The sequence below is a fragment of the Ruegeria sp. SATB027 genome, assembly GCF_059613825.1.
Genome location: NZ_JBXWTH010000017.1, coordinates 270087 through 285135 on the forward strand (window position 1 = coordinate 270087; position 15049 = coordinate 285135).

General features: G+C 57.0%; 19 protein-coding genes and 1 other RNA gene. 13 read left to right on the forward strand and 7 right to left on the reverse strand.

All coding sequences use genetic code 11. The annotated features are described in order from the left end of the window. Window positions 1-7: 7 nt before the first annotated feature. From frr to AC2FPW_RS03335, 6 genes are all read right to left on the reverse strand, one after another. The gene (gene frr, locus AC2FPW_RS03310) at window positions 8-571 is read right to left on the reverse strand and encodes a ribosome recycling factor (protein WP_480481034.1); all 564 of its coding nucleotides are present in this window, start codon (window positions 569-571) and stop codon (window positions 8-10) included. Window positions 572-751: 180 nt separating this feature from the next. Then, window positions 752-1747, reverse strand: coding sequence for an acryloyl-CoA reductase (gene acuI / locus AC2FPW_RS03315; RefSeq protein WP_496812545.1), 996 nt, complete (start codon window positions 1745-1747; stop codon window positions 752-754). 106 nt (window positions 1748-1853) lie between these two features. Next, window positions 1854-2957: a dimethylsulfoniopropionate demethylase gene (locus AC2FPW_RS03320; RefSeq protein ID WP_496812546.1), complete on the reverse strand. Its 1104-nt coding sequence runs from the start codon at window positions 2955-2957 to the stop codon at window positions 1854-1856. Then, entirely contained in the window at window positions 2958-3092 is a 135-nt protein-coding gene (locus tag AC2FPW_RS03325) for a hypothetical protein (RefSeq protein WP_496812547.1), read from the reverse strand. 131 nt (window positions 3093-3223) lie between these two features. Beyond that, a complete protein-coding gene (locus AC2FPW_RS03330) occupies window positions 3224-3928 on the reverse strand; it encodes a DUF1326 domain-containing protein (RefSeq protein ID WP_209596177.1) in 705 nt (234 codons plus the stop codon). A gap of 4 nt (window positions 3929-3932) precedes the next feature. Continuing rightward, complete coding sequence (locus AC2FPW_RS03335) at window positions 3933-4697, reverse strand: DUF2182 domain-containing protein (RefSeq protein WP_496812586.1); 765 nt, start codon at window positions 4695-4697, stop codon at window positions 3933-3935. A 115-nt stretch (window positions 4698-4812) separates the two neighbouring features. Here AC2FPW_RS03335 and AC2FPW_RS03340 point away from each other — a divergent pair, with 115 nt between their 5' ends. The 9 genes from AC2FPW_RS03340 to AC2FPW_RS03380 all read left to right on the forward strand — a co-directional run bounded on the left by AC2FPW_RS03340 (window position 4813) and on the right by AC2FPW_RS03380 (window position 11801). Further along, window positions 4813-5544, forward strand: a complete 732-nt coding sequence (locus AC2FPW_RS03340; RefSeq protein WP_496812548.1) for a FadR/GntR family transcriptional regulator — start codon at window positions 4813-4815, stop codon at window positions 5542-5544. Window positions 5545-5659: 115 nt separating this feature from the next. Next, entirely contained in the window at window positions 5660-7060 is a 1401-nt protein-coding gene (locus AC2FPW_RS03345; protein ID WP_496812549.1) for a selenium-binding protein SBP56-related protein, read from the forward strand. A gap of 13 nt (window positions 7061-7073) precedes the next feature. After that, window positions 7074-7724, forward strand: coding sequence for a hypothetical protein (locus AC2FPW_RS03350; protein WP_267364371.1), 651 nt, complete (start codon window positions 7074-7076; stop codon window positions 7722-7724). Window positions 7725-7789: 65 nt separating this feature from the next. Then, window positions 7790-8152: a DUF4345 family protein gene (locus tag AC2FPW_RS03355; protein WP_496812550.1), complete on the forward strand. Its 363-nt coding sequence runs from the start codon at window positions 7790-7792 to the stop codon at window positions 8150-8152. A 36-nt stretch (window positions 8153-8188) separates the two neighbouring features. Next, window positions 8189-8535: a transfer-messenger RNA gene (gene ssrA / locus AC2FPW_RS03360) on the forward strand. Between the two features lie 99 nt (window positions 8536-8634). Further along, entirely contained in the window at window positions 8635-9066 is a 432-nt protein-coding gene (locus AC2FPW_RS03365; RefSeq protein WP_267364373.1) for an ester cyclase, read from the forward strand. A gap of 131 nt (window positions 9067-9197) precedes the next feature. Beyond that, entirely contained in the window at window positions 9198-10013 is an 816-nt protein-coding gene (locus AC2FPW_RS03370; RefSeq protein ID WP_496812551.1) for a chromate resistance protein ChrB domain-containing protein, read from the forward strand. After that, on the forward strand, window positions 10010-11263 hold the full coding sequence (gene chrA / locus AC2FPW_RS03375; RefSeq protein ID WP_496812552.1) for a chromate efflux transporter: 1254 nt from the start codon (window positions 10010-10012) through the stop codon (window positions 11261-11263). Before AC2FPW_RS03370 ends, chrA begins: the two co-directional genes overlap by 4 nt. 76 nt (window positions 11264-11339) lie before the next feature. Continuing rightward, window positions 11340-11801 carry an SspB family protein gene (locus tag AC2FPW_RS03380; protein WP_496812553.1) on the forward strand — a complete coding sequence of 154 codons (462 nt, stop codon included), beginning with the start codon at window positions 11340-11342 and terminating at the stop codon, window positions 11799-11801. A gap of 27 nt (window positions 11802-11828) precedes the next feature. On the opposite strand, the gene AC2FPW_RS03385 is transcribed toward AC2FPW_RS03380, so the two are convergent. Beyond that, the gene (locus tag AC2FPW_RS03385) at window positions 11829-12392 is read right to left on the reverse strand and encodes a hypothetical protein (protein WP_480481056.1); all 564 of its coding nucleotides are present in this window, start codon (window positions 12390-12392) and stop codon (window positions 11829-11831) included. A 206-nt stretch (window positions 12393-12598) separates the two neighbouring features. On the opposite strand from AC2FPW_RS03385, the gene fumC reads away from it, so the two are divergent. From fumC to AC2FPW_RS03405, 4 genes are read left to right on the forward strand one after another with little or no spacing between them, the layout of a single operon-like run. Beyond that, window positions 12599-13993 carry a class II fumarate hydratase gene (gene fumC / locus AC2FPW_RS03390; RefSeq protein ID WP_480481058.1) on the forward strand — a complete coding sequence of 465 codons (1395 nt, stop codon included), beginning with the start codon at window positions 12599-12601 and terminating at the stop codon, window positions 13991-13993. Next, the gene (locus AC2FPW_RS03395; RefSeq protein ID WP_480584142.1) at window positions 13993-14169 is read left to right on the forward strand and encodes a DUF4169 family protein; all 177 of its coding nucleotides are present in this window, start codon (window positions 13993-13995) and stop codon (window positions 14167-14169) included. The genes fumC and AC2FPW_RS03395 overlap by 1 nt, the downstream gene beginning before the upstream one ends. Further along, the gene (locus tag AC2FPW_RS03400) at window positions 14166-14387 is read left to right on the forward strand and encodes a ribbon-helix-helix domain-containing protein (protein ID WP_267364385.1); all 222 of its coding nucleotides are present in this window, start codon (window positions 14166-14168) and stop codon (window positions 14385-14387) included. The genes AC2FPW_RS03395 and AC2FPW_RS03400 overlap by 4 nt, the downstream gene beginning before the upstream one ends. Before the next feature lie 59 nt (window positions 14388-14446). After that, entirely contained in the window at window positions 14447-15049 is a 603-nt protein-coding gene (locus tag AC2FPW_RS03405; RefSeq protein ID WP_496812554.1) for a DNA-3-methyladenine glycosylase I, read from the forward strand.

Consider the following 15049-nt stretch of genomic DNA (forward strand, 5'->3'; position numbering starts at 1 on the left):
GACCAGATCAGACCTGCATGATTTCAGTTTGCTTGGTTTCAAGCGCCGCATCGACCGCCTTGATCATCGCATCCGTGAGATCCTGCACTTCGCTTTCCCAAAGCTTCTGGTCGTCTTCAGACATACCATCCGCTTTTGCCTTCTTGATCTGATCCATGCCATCCCGGCGCACATTGCGGATCGCGATCCGGGCGCTTTCCGCATATTGGCCAGCGACCTTGCCCAGTTCACGGCGACGCTCTTCGTTCAACTCAGGAATCGGAAGCATGATGATGGTGCCGTTCAGCTGCGGGTTGATGCCAAGGCCGCTTTCGCGAATGGCCTTTTCCACCTTCCCGACCAATGACTTATCCCACACATTTATAGTGACCATGCGGGGCTCAGGCACGTTGACGGTGCCCACCTGGTTGATCGGTGTCATCGAGCCATACGCGTCGACCATGACAGGTTCCAGCATCGAAGCCGAGGCGCGCCCGGTTCTCAGCGAGGCAAATTCGGTTCTCAGATTGGCCATTGCGCCATCCATACGGCGTTTCAGGTCATCGGTGTCCAGTTCGAAGTCGTCAGACATGCTGCTCACTCCCCGTATTCAGGTACTCTTTGGATGGGTCTTACGCCATCACATTTGGGATGTATAGCAATCATGAGGCGGTTTTGTACCAATGGCCAGAGGTGTTGCGATCATTTTGTACCAAACCGCCTTCGCAAAAACCGACACGGCATCGTATCGGGTTTAGGTTGTCAACTGCGCTCAGGCATTCACATCGACAACAACGCGCCCTTTGACCTGCCCTTTCAGGATATCGGCACCCAGTTGCGGAAGGTCGGACAAGGCCGCTGGTTGTACCATCGACTCAAGCTTGTCCATCGGCAGGTCGGTTGCAATCCTTTTCCAGGCACGAAGCCGGTTTTCATAGGGCTGCATCACACTGTCGATGCCAAGAAGGTTCACGCCGCGCAGCAGGAAGGGAATCACCGTTGCAGGAAGCGCCGCGCCGCCCGCAAGTCCCACGGCCGCAACCGAACAGCCGTATTTCATTTGCCCAAGCACACGCGCCAGCATCGCACCGCCCACGGCATCCACGCAGCCCGCCCAGGTTTCACTTTCCAGCGGGCGCTTGGTTGTCTCATTCAGCTCTTCACGCGGTACGATTGTCGTTGCGCCCAGCGATTTCAGATAATCGCCGGTTTCAGGTCGCCCGGTCACGGCGGCCACCTCATACCCGCGATGGCCCAGAATGGCTGTCGCCACCGACCCAACACCACCGGCCGCCCCGGTTACCAGAACCGGGCCGCGATCGGGGGTCAGCCCGTGATCCTCCAGCGCCATCACGGCCAGCATCGCGGTAAACCCGGCGGTGCCTACGGCCATCGCCCGCCGGGCATCAAGCCCATCCGGCAGAGGCACCAGCCAGTCCGCCTTGGCACTGGCTTTCTGCGAATAACCACCCCAATGCGCCTCGCCTACCCGCCACCCGGTCAGAACAACCTTGTCACCCGGCTTGTAACGCGCATCGGTCGATGCCTCGACGGTACCGGCATAATCAATTCCGGGAACATGCGGGTACGCCCGCACCAAACCGCCCCCTTTGGGGGACAGACACAAACCATCCTTGTAGTTCACTGTGGAATATTCAACCGCGACCGTGACGTCGCCATGCGGCAGATCATCCAGCGTAAGCTGCCTGACTGACGCGCTCGCCAAACCGCTTTCTTCGTCCTTGTCCATCACAAGTGCATTGAACATCTCTCAATTCCTTTCGTGTTTCTGTAACCGGCCCGTTGCTTCACCTGGCCCTAAATATCCCGGGGGAGTCGCGCAGCGACGGGGGCAGCGCCCCCAAAACCCCCCTTTAAATCCAGAAATGCGACTGCACGGTCGCGCGGCGCATCCCATCTGGCGTTTCCACGTCCAGCTCCGTTCCCGCATCCCAATGGCTCAGGCGTACCATGCCAATGGCTACGTTGGTGTTGAAATCGGGTGACCACGCGGCCGAGGTCACCTGCCCCACACGCTTGCCGTCGGCGTAAAGGCCCCATGGGCGGTCGCAGCCAGGCACCGGATCGCCCGTAATGGCGATGGGGCGGATTTGCTGAACGGGCCCCTCCTTGGCCACACGCAGCAACGCGTCCCTGCCGATACAGCCAATCGCGGTATGTGTGTTGCAGAACTTGCCCAGACCGCACTCATGCGGGGTGTTGTCGTCGGTCATGTCATTGCCATAGGACAGCAGACCGCCTTCAATCCGTTCGATCAGGTTCGGGCATCCGGCGCGCACCTGCAAATCTTCCCCTGCCGCAAACAGAGCGTTCCACAGGGGCATGCCGATATCGCTGCCTTCCACATAAATCTCGAACCCGCCCTGTTTGGAATAACCGGATCGCGCCACAGCCAGATCGCGACCTTCAAACTGGAACATATCAAATTTGAAGAACCGGATGTCGCGCACCCGGTCGCCAAAGACACGCGCCATCAGATCGTCGGCTTTGGGACCCTGAACAGCAAGAGGTGACACATCCGGTTCGTCCACCAGCACATCCAGACGATATCCAACGGCGATTCCCTTGACCCACAACAACAGATCGCTGTCAGCGATAGAAATCCACCAGCGGTCTTCGGACAGTTTTACAGCAACCGGGTCATTCAGCATACCGCCGGTTTCATCCACGATGGGGATATAGAAACATTGCCCCGGCAGCATTCCCCGCAAATCGCGCGGGGTCAGCATCTGCATCAGGCGCGCGGCGTCCGGTCCGCGCAGCTCGATCTGCCGCTCGCATGCGACATCCCAGACCTGCACATGGGATTTCAAATGCCGGTAATCGGCTTCGACGCTTTCGAAGACCGTGGGCAACAGCATACGATTATAAACCGTGTACCCCTTGACCCCTGCGGCTTCGACCCCGTCTGAAAACGGTGTGCGCCGCAAGCGGCGCGAAGCGGAAATCTGCGGCATTCAAACCTCCTCGGACATAAAGACGATGTCGCTAACGGGCGCTTGCGACCGAACTTCGGTCAGCACTTTGAGCAATGGACCCCCATGGTGGGTCTGATGGTTGAAGAAATGGATCACATAGTTTTCGTAAGGCATTGTGACATCGACCTCTTTTGCGGCGAAGCACCAGATGGTGTCCTCGGGATCGGGTCAGATCCAGATATGACACTGCTCGCGTTGCCAGCGATTAAAGCGCGCCATCTTTTGCGCATAAGCGCCGGTGATCATCACTTGGGCCCGTGCCAGTCGATCGGACAGATTTCAGCCGACTTGCCGCCAAAATCCCAAACGCGCCCGTAGTCGCGCACTTTCGACTTGGTGCCACGCGCCACGATGATGTCAGGACCCATCCAGTATTTTGAGTTTGAAACCATCACGGGATGCTCGGGGTCTTTGCCTGCCAGCATCTCGATCTCACCCTGAATCTTGCGACCTATCATGATGCGGCGTTTGGTGCCGTCACGCTCGATCTGAACCGGCGCCCGTTCGGCCCCGATGATTTCACTGACGAGCATGGTGAACAGACCGGTGGTGCCGCCCGCCTGCCCGCTGAAGATTTGCAGCAGACCGTTATAGGCTTTGCCGCTGGCGCGTTCATCGACGTAAGCCGCCACTTTCCACTGGCCTTCGCCCATCCGTCCGGGAATGTCGACCAGCAGGCCGACATTCAGACCCGACAGGTCCTCGCCCTCGTAATGGCCCTCATCAACGATAATACCCATCCAGGCATGACAATGCCCTTCGGTCGGAGGGTGCGCGCCCAGTGAAACGACGCAGGGGCAGAACACATCGCACGAGCAGTTCAGGATCAACTCCCCCTTGATGGCCCAGTCCGTCGGGCTCATCTCGCGCCGTTTGGGATTGGGCATACGGCTGTCGATACGCTGGCTGACGGGCAACCGGTCGGCATCTGGTTTTCTGTTCTTAGCCATTGGCTTATCCTCCGTAGCTAATAGGGTAGACGAGCAGGAAAAGACCGCCCGCAATCAATGCAACTCCCACCGGTCGGGTTACAGCATGCCCGATCTGGGGAAGTTTTTCCAAAACCATGAACAGGGTCGCAAGACCCATCCACAACAGGTTCATGACGCCGCCTACAAAACCCAGCGCCATGAAACCCCAGCAGCATCCGACGCAGAAGGCACCAAGGCCCAGTCCCATGCGAACGCCGCCCGCAAATCCGGTTCTCCAATGGCCCAGGAAATAGGTCATCGGGGCGTGGCACACGCCATGGCAGACCTCTTTGACGCGCGAGAACTGAAACGCGCCAACCGCGATCATCAACCCGCCCGCAACCCAGCCGGATCTGGCAATGCCCAGCATGTCAATCACGCCACCAAACAGCAAAGCCAGTTGCGTTCCCGCGATCACAGCCGCAAACCCGACCCAAACCAAGGAATACCCTGCAAGCACACCCAGCCACCCGGCACGGGTGCCATTGGCACTGCGGATCAGGTCGTCATAACTGCGCAGGGTTGGCACAAGCGTCGGCAGCATCATGGCGGCCATCATGATCGCCCACATCCAGAACAGCGTGCCAAACTCGGCCATCGGCATGTACATGTCCATGCGCGGGTCCATCGCAGCCATCGCCTGCCCCATGGGCCCCGGACGACCGATCAGGTCCAAGTCCATGTCGCGGCCCATCGCGAACATGACCCACCATGCCCACAGGATCAGGACATAAAAGCCCAGCCACATTCCGCTGCGCAGCCAAGTACGACTCACTTCGGCCTCCCGACTCAACTCTCTTGCTTTTCAAATGTCAGACTTTTAAATGTCAGACAAATAAAAATTTACTCAGGGTCTTCTGAATATGAAAACCGCGCCTCGGAAAACCGCCGACCTGTCTGCCCAGATTGCACATGCCATCCGGGACGCGATTGTCTCAGGCGAGTTGATCGTGGATGCACGCCTGCCCTCGGAAGCGGAACTATCCGAGCAATTTCAGGTCTCGCGCCCAACGGTGCGTGAGGCTTTGAAACGACTGGCGGCGCAATCCCTGATCCGCACACAGCGTGGCGCAACCGGAGGTGCGTTTGTAAACCGTCTGAGTTTCGAAGATGCCTATTCTCAGCAGATCACGACCTCGACCCTGCTGCTGTCGATGAACGCGGTCAGCTTTGATACGGCCTGCGAGGCCCGCTATGCGCTGGAGCGCGCCTGCGCCCCCCTGTCTGCCCAGAGACGAACGGCGGATCAGCTTGCCACGATGCGGGCGGAAATCTTTCGCCAGTCTCAGCCCGGTCTGACGGATGAGGCGTTTTGTGCATCAGACGTCACCTTCCACAGGGCCCTGGTGGACGGGGCCGACAACCCGGTCCTGTCCTATCAACTGGCTGGCGCGGTCGAGGCGATGCAGCCTTTGATGAACATGATTACCTTCACGGCACGTTCGCGCGAAGAAATCATCGCATTGCACACCAGAATTGCAGACGCGCTTGAGGCCAGAGACGCAGATACCGTCGACGCCGCGCTGGTCGATCTGGAGCATTACACACAGCAACTGGCCCACGATGTGGCCGAACGCAAACGTAAACCGGCCTGAGGGCTTAAACGGAAACATACTTTAAAGGCAGAGGTCGAGCAGGCAGAATGTCATCCGGCATCAAGACCGGAACTCTCAATAAGAATTAAATGACAATGATTTACGGGAGGACGTTATGAACAAAAGACCGGACCCAACCTTTTATCCTTCGGCCAAGCTGGCGATGGAAGGCCCCGCTGAAACGCTTGCTTTCACGCTGATGCTCAGCCCCGATTTTTCACAACCCGACGGGCTGGCAGTTGTGAATGTCGATCCAACCTCGGCCGATTTCGGGAAAATCGTGCATCAGGTGATCATGCCCGAAAAAGGCGACGAGTTTCACCATTTTGGTTGGAATGCCTGTTCGTCGTCGCTGTCACCGCTCAGCGGTCATGCGTTTCTGGAACGTCGCTATCTGATCATCCCCGGTATCCGGTCGAGCCGGATATACATCATCGATGTAAAGAACCCGCTTGAGGCGAAGATTCACAAGATCATCGAACCCGAGGAAGTCTTTGACAAAACAGGGTATTCACGACCACACACGATCCATTGCGGGCCGGAAGGCATCTATGTGAGCACGCTGGGCGGCGGCGGTGAGGACGGCACGGATGGCCCTCCGGGTATTTTCATCATGGATTGTGAAACCTTCGAGATCATCGGGCGCTATGAGATTGAGCGCGGCGTGCAGGACAAGCACTATGATTTCTGGTGGAATCTGCCGCGCGATTACATGGTCAGTTCCGAATGGGGCCTTCCCCCGCAATTTGAAAACGGGCTGGTGGCCGGGGATCTGCTTTCGAACAAATACGGTCACCGCATCCATTTCTGGAACCTGCGCAACCGGACCAATATCCAAACCATCGATCTGGGCGAAAACCACCAGATGGCGCTGGAAATCCGGCCCGCGCATGACCCAGTCAAACAATACGGATTCTGTGGTGTTGTCGTCGATACCACCAACCTGCAAGGCGCAATCTTTACGTGGTGGCGCAATGAAGATGGCACGTTCGAAGCCAAGAAAACGATCACCATCGACCCACAACCCGCTGATCCAGATGATCTTCCTGAACTTCTGAAGGGGTTTTCCGCCGTACCACCACTGGTCACCGATATCGACCTGAGCCTGGATGACAAATACCTTTATGTCGCTTGCTGGGGCACCGGCGAGATGCATCAATATGATGTATCCGATCCGATGAATCCGACCCTTGCCGGGAAAGTTGAAATCGGAGGGATTGTCAAAAAGACCAAACATCCGAACGGTCAGACCTTTGGCTATGGGCCACAAATGGTCGAGATCAGCCGCGATGGTAAACGCGTCTATTGGACCAATTCACTTTATTCCACGTGGGACGATCAGTTCTATCCCGAAGAAGGCGGCGCGGCCATGGTCAAGGCGGATGTCGGTGAGAATGGCGGGCTGATTTTGGACCCGAAATTCTGGGTTGATTTCCCCAAAGGATATCGCAGCCACCAAATCCGGCTGGAGGGCGGAGATTGCTCAACCGACAGTTTCTGCTACCCCTCGGTCTGAATTGGAGATTCTGATGACATCAACGGCTGGCCTTTGGCTGGCCGTTGTTCTGAGCGGCGCGTATCACGGGCTGAACCCCGGGATGGGCTGGCCGCTGGCGGTTTCCTCGGCCCTGATGGAGCAGCGCCAATCCGCCCTCTGGCGCGCGCTGGCAGCTTTGGCAGGTGGACATTTCATTGCCATGCTGGGTGTCCTTCTGCCTTTTGCGCTGATGGCCGTTCTGGTCGATTATCAACGGGAAATCCGCATCGGGGCTGCGTTGATTGTCATCGCGATGGGGCTATACATTGCGATCACCCGCCGTCATCCCCGTTTTCTGTCGCGCATACCGCCCAGCAAACTGGCGCTGTGGTCGTTTCTGGTGGCGCTTGCCCACGGGGCCGCCCTTATGCTGGTTCCGATCTATCTTGGTCTGTGCCAGCTGGATGAACTGGATGCCGGTCATCAGGCGATCTCCAAAATCATGACAACAAACGGTCTGCTGGTTCTGGGAGTTGCGGCCTTGCACACCGCCGCCATGGTTCTGGGCGGAGGGTTTCTGGCCTTCGCTGTTTATCGTTGGCTGGGGCTGCGTTTCCTGTCCCGCAGCTGGTTCAACCTGGAACTCATCTGGGCGCTCAGCCTTGTTTTAGTTGGTCTTTTGGGGCTGTGGTCGGCGGTTTAATCGCTTTCCTTTGGGCCGCAACACACTATTCTCAGGTGCTGATACTACAATTCAATGAGGCCCGGATGATCACTGCCCTGAATGTCATTGCCGCGTTGCTGACAATCGGTTTTGGCCTGTTCGGCTTTCTGGCGCCAGTTCATACCGCCAACGCGCTGGATCTGGCACCCACCAACAGCACCATGGGTCTGAGCGAGCTGCGCGCTTCGGTCGGAGGGCTGTTTGTGGTCTCGGGCATTGCTGTCATCTGGCTGAATGCTCCGATGGCCTACACGATGCTGGGCATAGTCTATGCGGGTACCGCATTGGGCCGCTTCCTGTCACTGGCGCTGGATAACCCGCCTTTTGTGAAGGCAGCAACCTTTGGTGGAATCGAACTGGTGCTGGCGATATGGTTGATCGCCGCCAACTTCAACAGGGCCGCGTAACGCTTTGTAATTAAAGCTAACAAAGATGTGCATTCCGGGTTTGCATCCGCAGCTCTCCTCACCTATATATGAGGTGTCCTTCGGGACTATGGACATAAACGCGCTCGTAATAAGCGGATCGGACCCGGGGGCGGTACCCGGCGGCTCCACCAAAATCCTTCGTTTGAGGATCACGGGGCCGAAACAGGATCGACGAACGTCTAAAGGGGTAAGCTTTGTCTCGGCTGTCTGCCACCGTTACCGGCGAAAACAGTACAATTGCAAACGACAATCGTGCTCCGGTTGCAGTTGCTGCGTAAGCAGTAACAAGACCGAAACTTAAGTCCTTGCGCCTAGCCGCGTAAGGCGGGGTTCGCAGGTACCTGGCAACAGAAACCTGCACTTCCCCCCAATATGTCTGATATTTATGCCGCCTTTGCGCAGATTCAGAGTTTGTTCATTCCTTTTTGCCATCGTGTTCGCAGTTGGACAGGAGCGTTGGGATGACAAATTCGGAGATACTCAGATCCTGGTATTCTGAGGTTTGGGAAAACGGAAACACCGAGGCAATCGATCAGTTCTTTGCGCCCGAAACCATGGCCGAGGGGCTGATCCCCGAAATGCAGGTGGGTGCAGACGATTTTCGGGACCTCGTAACGGCGTTCCGTCATGTCTTGGGGGATATCAAGGTGGATTTGCCCAAGATCATCGAAAATGGCGATTGGGTATCCGCAATCCTGCATGTGCAGACGTGCCGGGCCGATAACGGTGCCCCTTTGGAGGTGACCGGTCAGGTCATGGCCCGGTTCAAGGACAATAAGATGGTCGAAGCGTATAATCATTTCGATTTCATCTCGTTCTTTGAAGAGATGGGTCAGTTTCCCGCCGACACCCTTCCCGTGTGTATGACCGGTCAGCGGCTCGACTGGGCCTGACGGTTCAAAACGCAAACTTGACCCCCTATGTTCTTGCGCGGTAGCACTGGCGCAGGGGGTCAGCTTGCGAACACCCCGTGAGGCGTCAGCCCAAGCTTCGCATGGATCCGAATGACTAAAGGAGACATGCTATGGCTGCCCTTAACGCCATCACACCGACCCAATTGAGCCGGTTAATCGGAACGCCTCAGGCGCCGGTTCTGATCGATATACGCACCGATGCGGATTTCAGCGACGATCCGCGGTTGATTCCGGGGTCAATTCGCTGTCCGCACACGGAACTTGACGCGATGAGTCGTCTGATTGGCAACGACCCTTGCGTAGTAATCTGCCACAAGGGCAAAAAGCTCAGCCAGGGGGTGGCGTCCTGGCTGCGCGGGATGGGCAAAAACGCCGAACATCTGGAAGGCGGGTTTGAAGGGTGGTACGAACAGCGCGAGGCGCCGTTGGTCCCACAGTCGATTCTGCCGGCGCGCATTGACGGCAGCACATTGTGGGTTACGCGTCAAAGGCCCAAAATTGACCGTATCGCCTGCCCCTGGCTGATCCGCCGGTTTGTTGACCGCTATGCACGGTTCCTTTTTGTCGCGTCGGAAGAAGTTCAGGGAGTCGTTGATCATTTTGACGCCACCCCCTTTGACGTTCCGAATACATTTTGGACGCATCAGGACAGCGGCTGCACATTTGACACGATGATCCGGGCATTTGACCTGCGAACCGAGGCGCTTGAGCGTATGGCCCGGATCATTCGCGCTGCGGATACCGACCAGAATGATCTGGCCCCGGAAGCCGCTGGGTTGCTGGCGTTCTCGGTCGGTTTGTCCCGCCAGTATCGCGATGATCATGCTCAGCTTGAAGCCGGGTTGCACCTTTATGATGCCCTGTTCCGCTGGGCGCGCGACGGGTTTGATGAAAAGCATGACTGGCCATCGGGTCATGGCGCATGAGACCCACGGCACTGGACCTTTTCAAGGTATTCGGACGGATCGGCCTGTTGTCATTTGGGGGGCCCGCCGCCCAGATTTCGCTGATGCATCAGGAACTGGTCGAGCGCAGGCCCTGGCTGGATGAACAGACCTATCTGCGCGCGCTTTCCTTGTGCATGTTGCTGCCCGGTCCCGAGGCAATGCAATTGGCTATCTACGCAGGCTGGCGCTTGCGCGGTGTCGCGGGCGGGTTGATTGCGGGCAGCCTGTTCGTTTTGCCAGGGGCGTTTGTCATTACTGTTCTGGTCGCGCTTTATTCAGCATACGGCGACATTCCACTGGTGCAATCCGCATTTACCGGCATCAAGGCGACCGTCATCGTGATCGTCCTGCAAGCCCTGCGCAAGCTGTCAGGTAAGGCGCTGACGGATATGGAACATCGTGTCATCGCAGGCCTGTCGTTTCTGTCAATCTTTCTGTTCAACCTGCCCTTCCCGCTGATCATTCTGATCGCGGCCCTGTGCGGGTATTTGCGTTATAATGGATCCATTGGGGCAACCGATGTTCAGGACACGCCGCACTTTGCCCGTTCGGCCCGGACGATAGCGGTCTGGTTGCCGCTTTGGCTGGGGCCGCTTGTTGCTTTAACACTCAGCGGCCATCAATTGCTCAGCGATCTGGGGTGGTTCTTTGCCCGTCTGGCTGTTGTGACCTTTGGCGGTGCATATGCCGTTCTGGCCTATATGTCGCAAACCGTTGTGGATCAGTATCACTGGATCAGTGCAGACCAGATGATTGACGGATTGGGGCTGGCAGAAACCACCCCCGGGCCATTGATACTGGTTACACAGTTTGTCGCCATGCTGGCGGGACAAATCGACGGTGGATTCTCACTGGCGCTTGCTGCGGGCGCTGTTGCGCTATGGGCAACGTTTGTGCCCTGCTTTTTGTGGATTTTCCTGACGGCCCCTTACCTTGACCGTCTGGCCACACGTCCCCGCCTGTCTGCCGCCCTTCACGGTATCACCGCCGCTGTTGTCGGAGTGATTCTCAACCTTTCCGTGTGGTTTGCCCTGAATGTTCTTTTCGAATCGGTGCCAGACATGAATTTGGGTCCGGCGGCAATACCCGTGCCCCAAGTGTCTTCGCTCGACATCCCGGCGCTTGCGTTAACCTTTATTGCTGGAATATTGATATTTCGACTAAAATTGGGGATCGGAAAAGTGTTGGTTCTGATGTCACTGGCAGGGCTGGTTGCGCATAATATCTGATCAATCCGATCATACCCGCCCTTTCGTTTCCGAACAAAACCCCTATGCTGAGCTTAACCACTTTTGAGGATGACACATGTCGCAAGGCATCGACTATGGCAACCTGATGCACACCGCCATGCGCGGGCTTATCAAGACTGTGCTGACGGATGTATCGAAATCCGGTCTGCCCGGAGCGCATCACTTTTTCATTACCTTCGACACACGCGAAGATGGCGTGGATATCGCCGATTGGCTGCGCGACCGGTATCCGGAAGAAATGACAATCGTCATGCAACACTGGTTTGAAAACCTCGAGGTCGGAGAGAACGGATTCGCCATTACCCTTAATTTCGGGGACGCGCCGGAGCCGCTTTACATCCCCTATGGCGCGATCAAGACCTTTGTCGATCCATCGGTGGAGTTTGGACTGCGGTTCGAAAGCCCGGACGACGAAGATGATGACAATTATGTTGCAGAGGACTTGATCGAAGTCGAAGAGGAAGAACAGGCGCATCACGACGCCGATGTCGTGTCGCTGGACAGCTTCCGCAAATAAGCCTTTGAGCCCCGCCCGGCGCGGGGTTCAGCGTTTCATCAGAAATGTTTCGACAGATCGGGATTTCTGACCGTCTATGAAGCGCGAGAATGACAGGTTCAGCCCGTCTTCGGCCAGGGTTCGGTCGAACTGCTGCAATTCATATCCGCCGTCAACGTCAATGAACAACGAAAACACCGTCAGCGTTTCGCCTTCGATACGCCCCCAGACGAAGGGTTCACCTTTCATCGGATCCAGCGGAACCTCATGACCGAACACGTTGCGTTTCATTGCGGCTGAAAACACATCCGGGCGGTCCGAGGGCACGAAGTCGATGGAAAACTGCTGTTCTTTTACCCGCCCATCAAGCTTGTAGGTCGTGGTTTGCCAGCTGACGTTGAACCCGTTTTTGGTCTCGAAAATGGAAACGCTCATATCCCGCGGGGTTGAGGTTCCGTCCGCATCCACGACATTTGCCGAGCCCACATAATCCCCCAGGAACGGGGTAATGTCCGCGGCGCGCGCAGATGCGCCCAGAACAGACAGCCACAAAGCACAGACAGCAAATAACACGATCGCTTTTTCAAGCGTAATGCGATGGAAATTTGACATCTTGTCCTCCAAGGCGGCTACGAACCTATTGTAGCTGAGAGGGGGCCGCGCACAATGGGACATTCCCTGACGACAACAATAAAAGTGACACACCCCGCGCCTATACCTTTGACGCCCTTGGGTTTAAGGTGCGCGCAACTGGCCGATTGCGTCACAGCTTGGCTGCGGCTAAACGGCATACAACAGCATACCAGACGGAGTGACAGATGTCTCAGACCCGCACCGAATCCGACAGCTTTGGCCCGCTCGAGGTTCCTGTCGACAAGTATTGGGGCGCGCAAACGCAGCGTTCGATCATGAACTTCCCGATCGGTTGGGAGAAACAACCCATCGCCATTGTGCGTGCGCTGGGCGTGATCAAGCAAGCCTGCGCGATGGAGAACAAGGCGACCGGAAAACTGGATGCCAGGATTGCCGATGCCATCATTCAGGCCGCGGGTGAGGTGATCGAAGGCAAGTTTGACGACAACTTTCCGCTGGTCGTCTGGCAGACGGGTTCCGGCACCCAGTCGAACATGAACTCGAACGAGGTCATCGCGAACCGCGCCATCGAAATTCTGGGCGGTGTCATCGGTTCAAAAGACCCCGTGCATCCGAACGATCACTGCAACATGGGTCAGTCGTCGAATGACACCTTTCCCACCGCGATGCACATCGCCACAGCGATGAGTGTTCGTGACGTCCTTCTGCCCGGGCTTGAAAAGCTGGCCTCTGGTCTTGAGCAGAAAGCTGATGAGTTCAAGGACATCATCAAGATCGGCCGGACCCATACGCAGGATGCAACGCCTCTGACACTGGGGCAGGAATTCAGCGGTTATGCCCACCAGATCCGTCAGGGGATTGCGCGCGTACACGCAGCGCTGCCCGGCATCTACGAACTGGCGCAAGGCGGCACCGCCGTCGGCACCGGCCTGAACACCCAAAACGGTTGGGGCGAAGCGGTTGCTGGCCATATGGCGCAGATCACCGGCCTGCCCTTCGTGACCGCGCCGAACAAGTTCGAAGCGCTGGCCGCCCATGACGCCATGGTCTTTATGTCCGGGGCTTTGGCGACCATCGCGGGCAGCTGCTATAAAATCGCCAACGACATCCGTTTCCTGGGCTCTGGCCCACGTTCGGGGCTTGGCGAACTGATCCTGCCCGAGAACGAGCCCGGCTCGTCCATCATGCCCGGCAAGGTGAACCCGACCCAGGCCGAGGCGCTGACACAGGTTGCTGCGCATGTGATGGGCAACAACGCCGCGATGAATTTTGCAGGCAGTCAGGGCCATTTCGAGCTGAACGTCTATAATCCGATGATGTCCTACAACCTGTTGCAATCCATCCAGTTGCTGGGCGACGCCGCCGACAGCTTTACCGAGCGGATGTTGCTGGGCATCAAGGCCAATGAGCCGCGCATCGACAAGCTGATGAAGGAATCGCTGATGCTGGTGACGGCGCTGGCCCCGACCATCGGCTATGACAACGCCACCACGGTCGCCAAGACCGCGCATAAGAACGGCACAACCCTCAAGGAAGAAGCCATTGCGCTGGGGTTTGTGGACGAGGCAACCTTTGATGCCGTTGTGCGCCCCGAACAGATGATCGGCCCGAAAGACTGATGGGCAAGCCGGTCAACCTGAACCGGTATCGAAAAGAAAAGGCGCGGGCCGAAAAGAAGGCCCGCGCAGATCAGAATGCCGTCGCCTTTGGGCGCACCAAGTCCGAGAAAACAATCGTCAAACTTCAGCAGGACAAGCAGAGGCGTGACCTTGACAATCACGAGCTGGATGAATGAGCGGTCGACCGATAAAACGTTCATTGACCCTCAAGGGACACCGGACATCTGTCTCGCTTGAAGATGAGTTCTGGCGGGCATTTCGCGACATTGCGAAAGAAAAAGATCAGCCAATCAATGCACTGGCCGCGCAAATTGATGTTGACCGCGACCCGGAAACCGGATTGGCCTCGGCTATTCGCGTGTTTATTCTGAACTGGTACCGAGACAAGGTTTAACGCTTGTCAGATCTTGGTTGTTGAGTGTAACGTCCCCAAGGAACAAAAGGGGTACACTCATGGGAAGCACGGTATTGGGACCTGACGGTCAACCTCGGTGTTCCTGGTGCCAGGCGGCGCCGGAATTCTTTGACTATCATGACACCGAATGGGGCTTTCCGGTCTCGGATGACCAGCGACTGTTCGAGAAACTGTGCCTGGAAAGCTTTCAGTCCGGCCTTAGCTGGCGCACGATCCTGAACAAGCGCGAGAATTTCCGAGAAGCGTTTTACGGGTTTGATTTCAACAAGATGGCCGAGTTCTCTGAAGCCGATGTTGAACGTCTGCTGCAAAATGATGGGATCATTCGCCATCGGGGCAAGATCGAGGCGGTGATCAACAACGCCCGCCGCGCGCAGGAGCTGGTGGCGTCGGAAGGATCGCTGGCGGCTTATGTCTGGCGGTATGAGGCGGAAACCCCGCCGCCCCCACAATCGGCATCCACATCGCCCGAGTCGGTGGCAATGTCGAAGGACCTCAAGAAACGGGGTTGGAAATTTGTTGGCCCCACGACGGTGTTTGCGTTCATGCAGGCCATGGGGCTGGTCAATGACCATGCCGAAGGCTGTATCAGCAGAAAAAAAGCGGCACAGTTGCGCCGCTCTTTCACGAAACCTGTCTGA

What these genes read in the sequence shown, in the direction of transcription:
- frr (WP_480481034.1), bottom strand. Translation starts at nt 571, where the DNA reads ATGTCTGACGACTTCGAACTGGACACCGATGACCTGAAACGCCGTATG.
- acuI (WP_496812545.1), bottom strand. Translation starts at nt 1,747, where the DNA reads ATGTTCAATGCACTTGTGATGGACAAGGACGAAGAAAGCGGTTTGGCG.
- AC2FPW_RS03320 (WP_496812546.1), bottom strand. Translation starts at nt 2,957, where the DNA reads ATGCCGCAGATTTCCGCTTCGCGCCGCTTGCGGCGCACACCGTTTTCA.
- AC2FPW_RS03325 (WP_496812547.1), bottom strand. Translation starts at nt 3,092, where the DNA reads ATGCCTTACGAAAACTATGTGATCCATTTCTTCAACCATCAGACCCAC.
- AC2FPW_RS03330 (WP_209596177.1), bottom strand. Translation starts at nt 3,928, where the DNA reads ATGGCTAAGAACAGAAAACCAGATGCCGACCGGTTGCCCGTCAGCCAG.
- AC2FPW_RS03335 (WP_496812586.1), bottom strand. Translation starts at nt 4,697, where the DNA reads ATGTGGCTGGGCTTTTATGTCCTGATCCTGTGGGCATGGTGGGTCATG.
- AC2FPW_RS03340 (WP_496812548.1), top strand. Translation starts at nt 4,813, where the DNA reads ATGAAAACCGCGCCTCGGAAAACCGCCGACCTGTCTGCCCAGATTGCA.
- AC2FPW_RS03345 (WP_496812549.1), top strand. Translation starts at nt 5,660, where the DNA reads ATGAACAAAAGACCGGACCCAACCTTTTATCCTTCGGCCAAGCTGGCG.
- AC2FPW_RS03350 (WP_267364371.1), top strand. Translation starts at nt 7,074, where the DNA reads ATGACATCAACGGCTGGCCTTTGGCTGGCCGTTGTTCTGAGCGGCGCG.
- AC2FPW_RS03355 (WP_496812550.1), top strand. Translation starts at nt 7,790, where the DNA reads ATGATCACTGCCCTGAATGTCATTGCCGCGTTGCTGACAATCGGTTTT.
- AC2FPW_RS03365 (WP_267364373.1), top strand. Translation starts at nt 8,635, where the DNA reads ATGACAAATTCGGAGATACTCAGATCCTGGTATTCTGAGGTTTGGGAA.
- AC2FPW_RS03370 (WP_496812551.1), top strand. Translation starts at nt 9,198, where the DNA reads ATGGCTGCCCTTAACGCCATCACACCGACCCAATTGAGCCGGTTAATC.
- chrA (WP_496812552.1), top strand. Translation starts at nt 10,010, where the DNA reads ATGAGACCCACGGCACTGGACCTTTTCAAGGTATTCGGACGGATCGGC.
- AC2FPW_RS03380 (WP_496812553.1), top strand. Translation starts at nt 11,340, where the DNA reads ATGTCGCAAGGCATCGACTATGGCAACCTGATGCACACCGCCATGCGC.
- AC2FPW_RS03385 (WP_480481056.1), bottom strand. Translation starts at nt 12,392, where the DNA reads ATGTCAAATTTCCATCGCATTACGCTTGAAAAAGCGATCGTGTTATTT.
- fumC (WP_480481058.1), top strand. Translation starts at nt 12,599, where the DNA reads ATGTCTCAGACCCGCACCGAATCCGACAGCTTTGGCCCGCTCGAGGTT.
- AC2FPW_RS03395 (WP_480584142.1), top strand. Translation starts at nt 13,993, where the DNA reads ATGGGCAAGCCGGTCAACCTGAACCGGTATCGAAAAGAAAAGGCGCGG.
- AC2FPW_RS03400 (WP_267364385.1), top strand. Translation starts at nt 14,166, where the DNA reads ATGAGCGGTCGACCGATAAAACGTTCATTGACCCTCAAGGGACACCGG.
- AC2FPW_RS03405 (WP_496812554.1), top strand. Translation starts at nt 14,447, where the DNA reads ATGGGAAGCACGGTATTGGGACCTGACGGTCAACCTCGGTGTTCCTGG.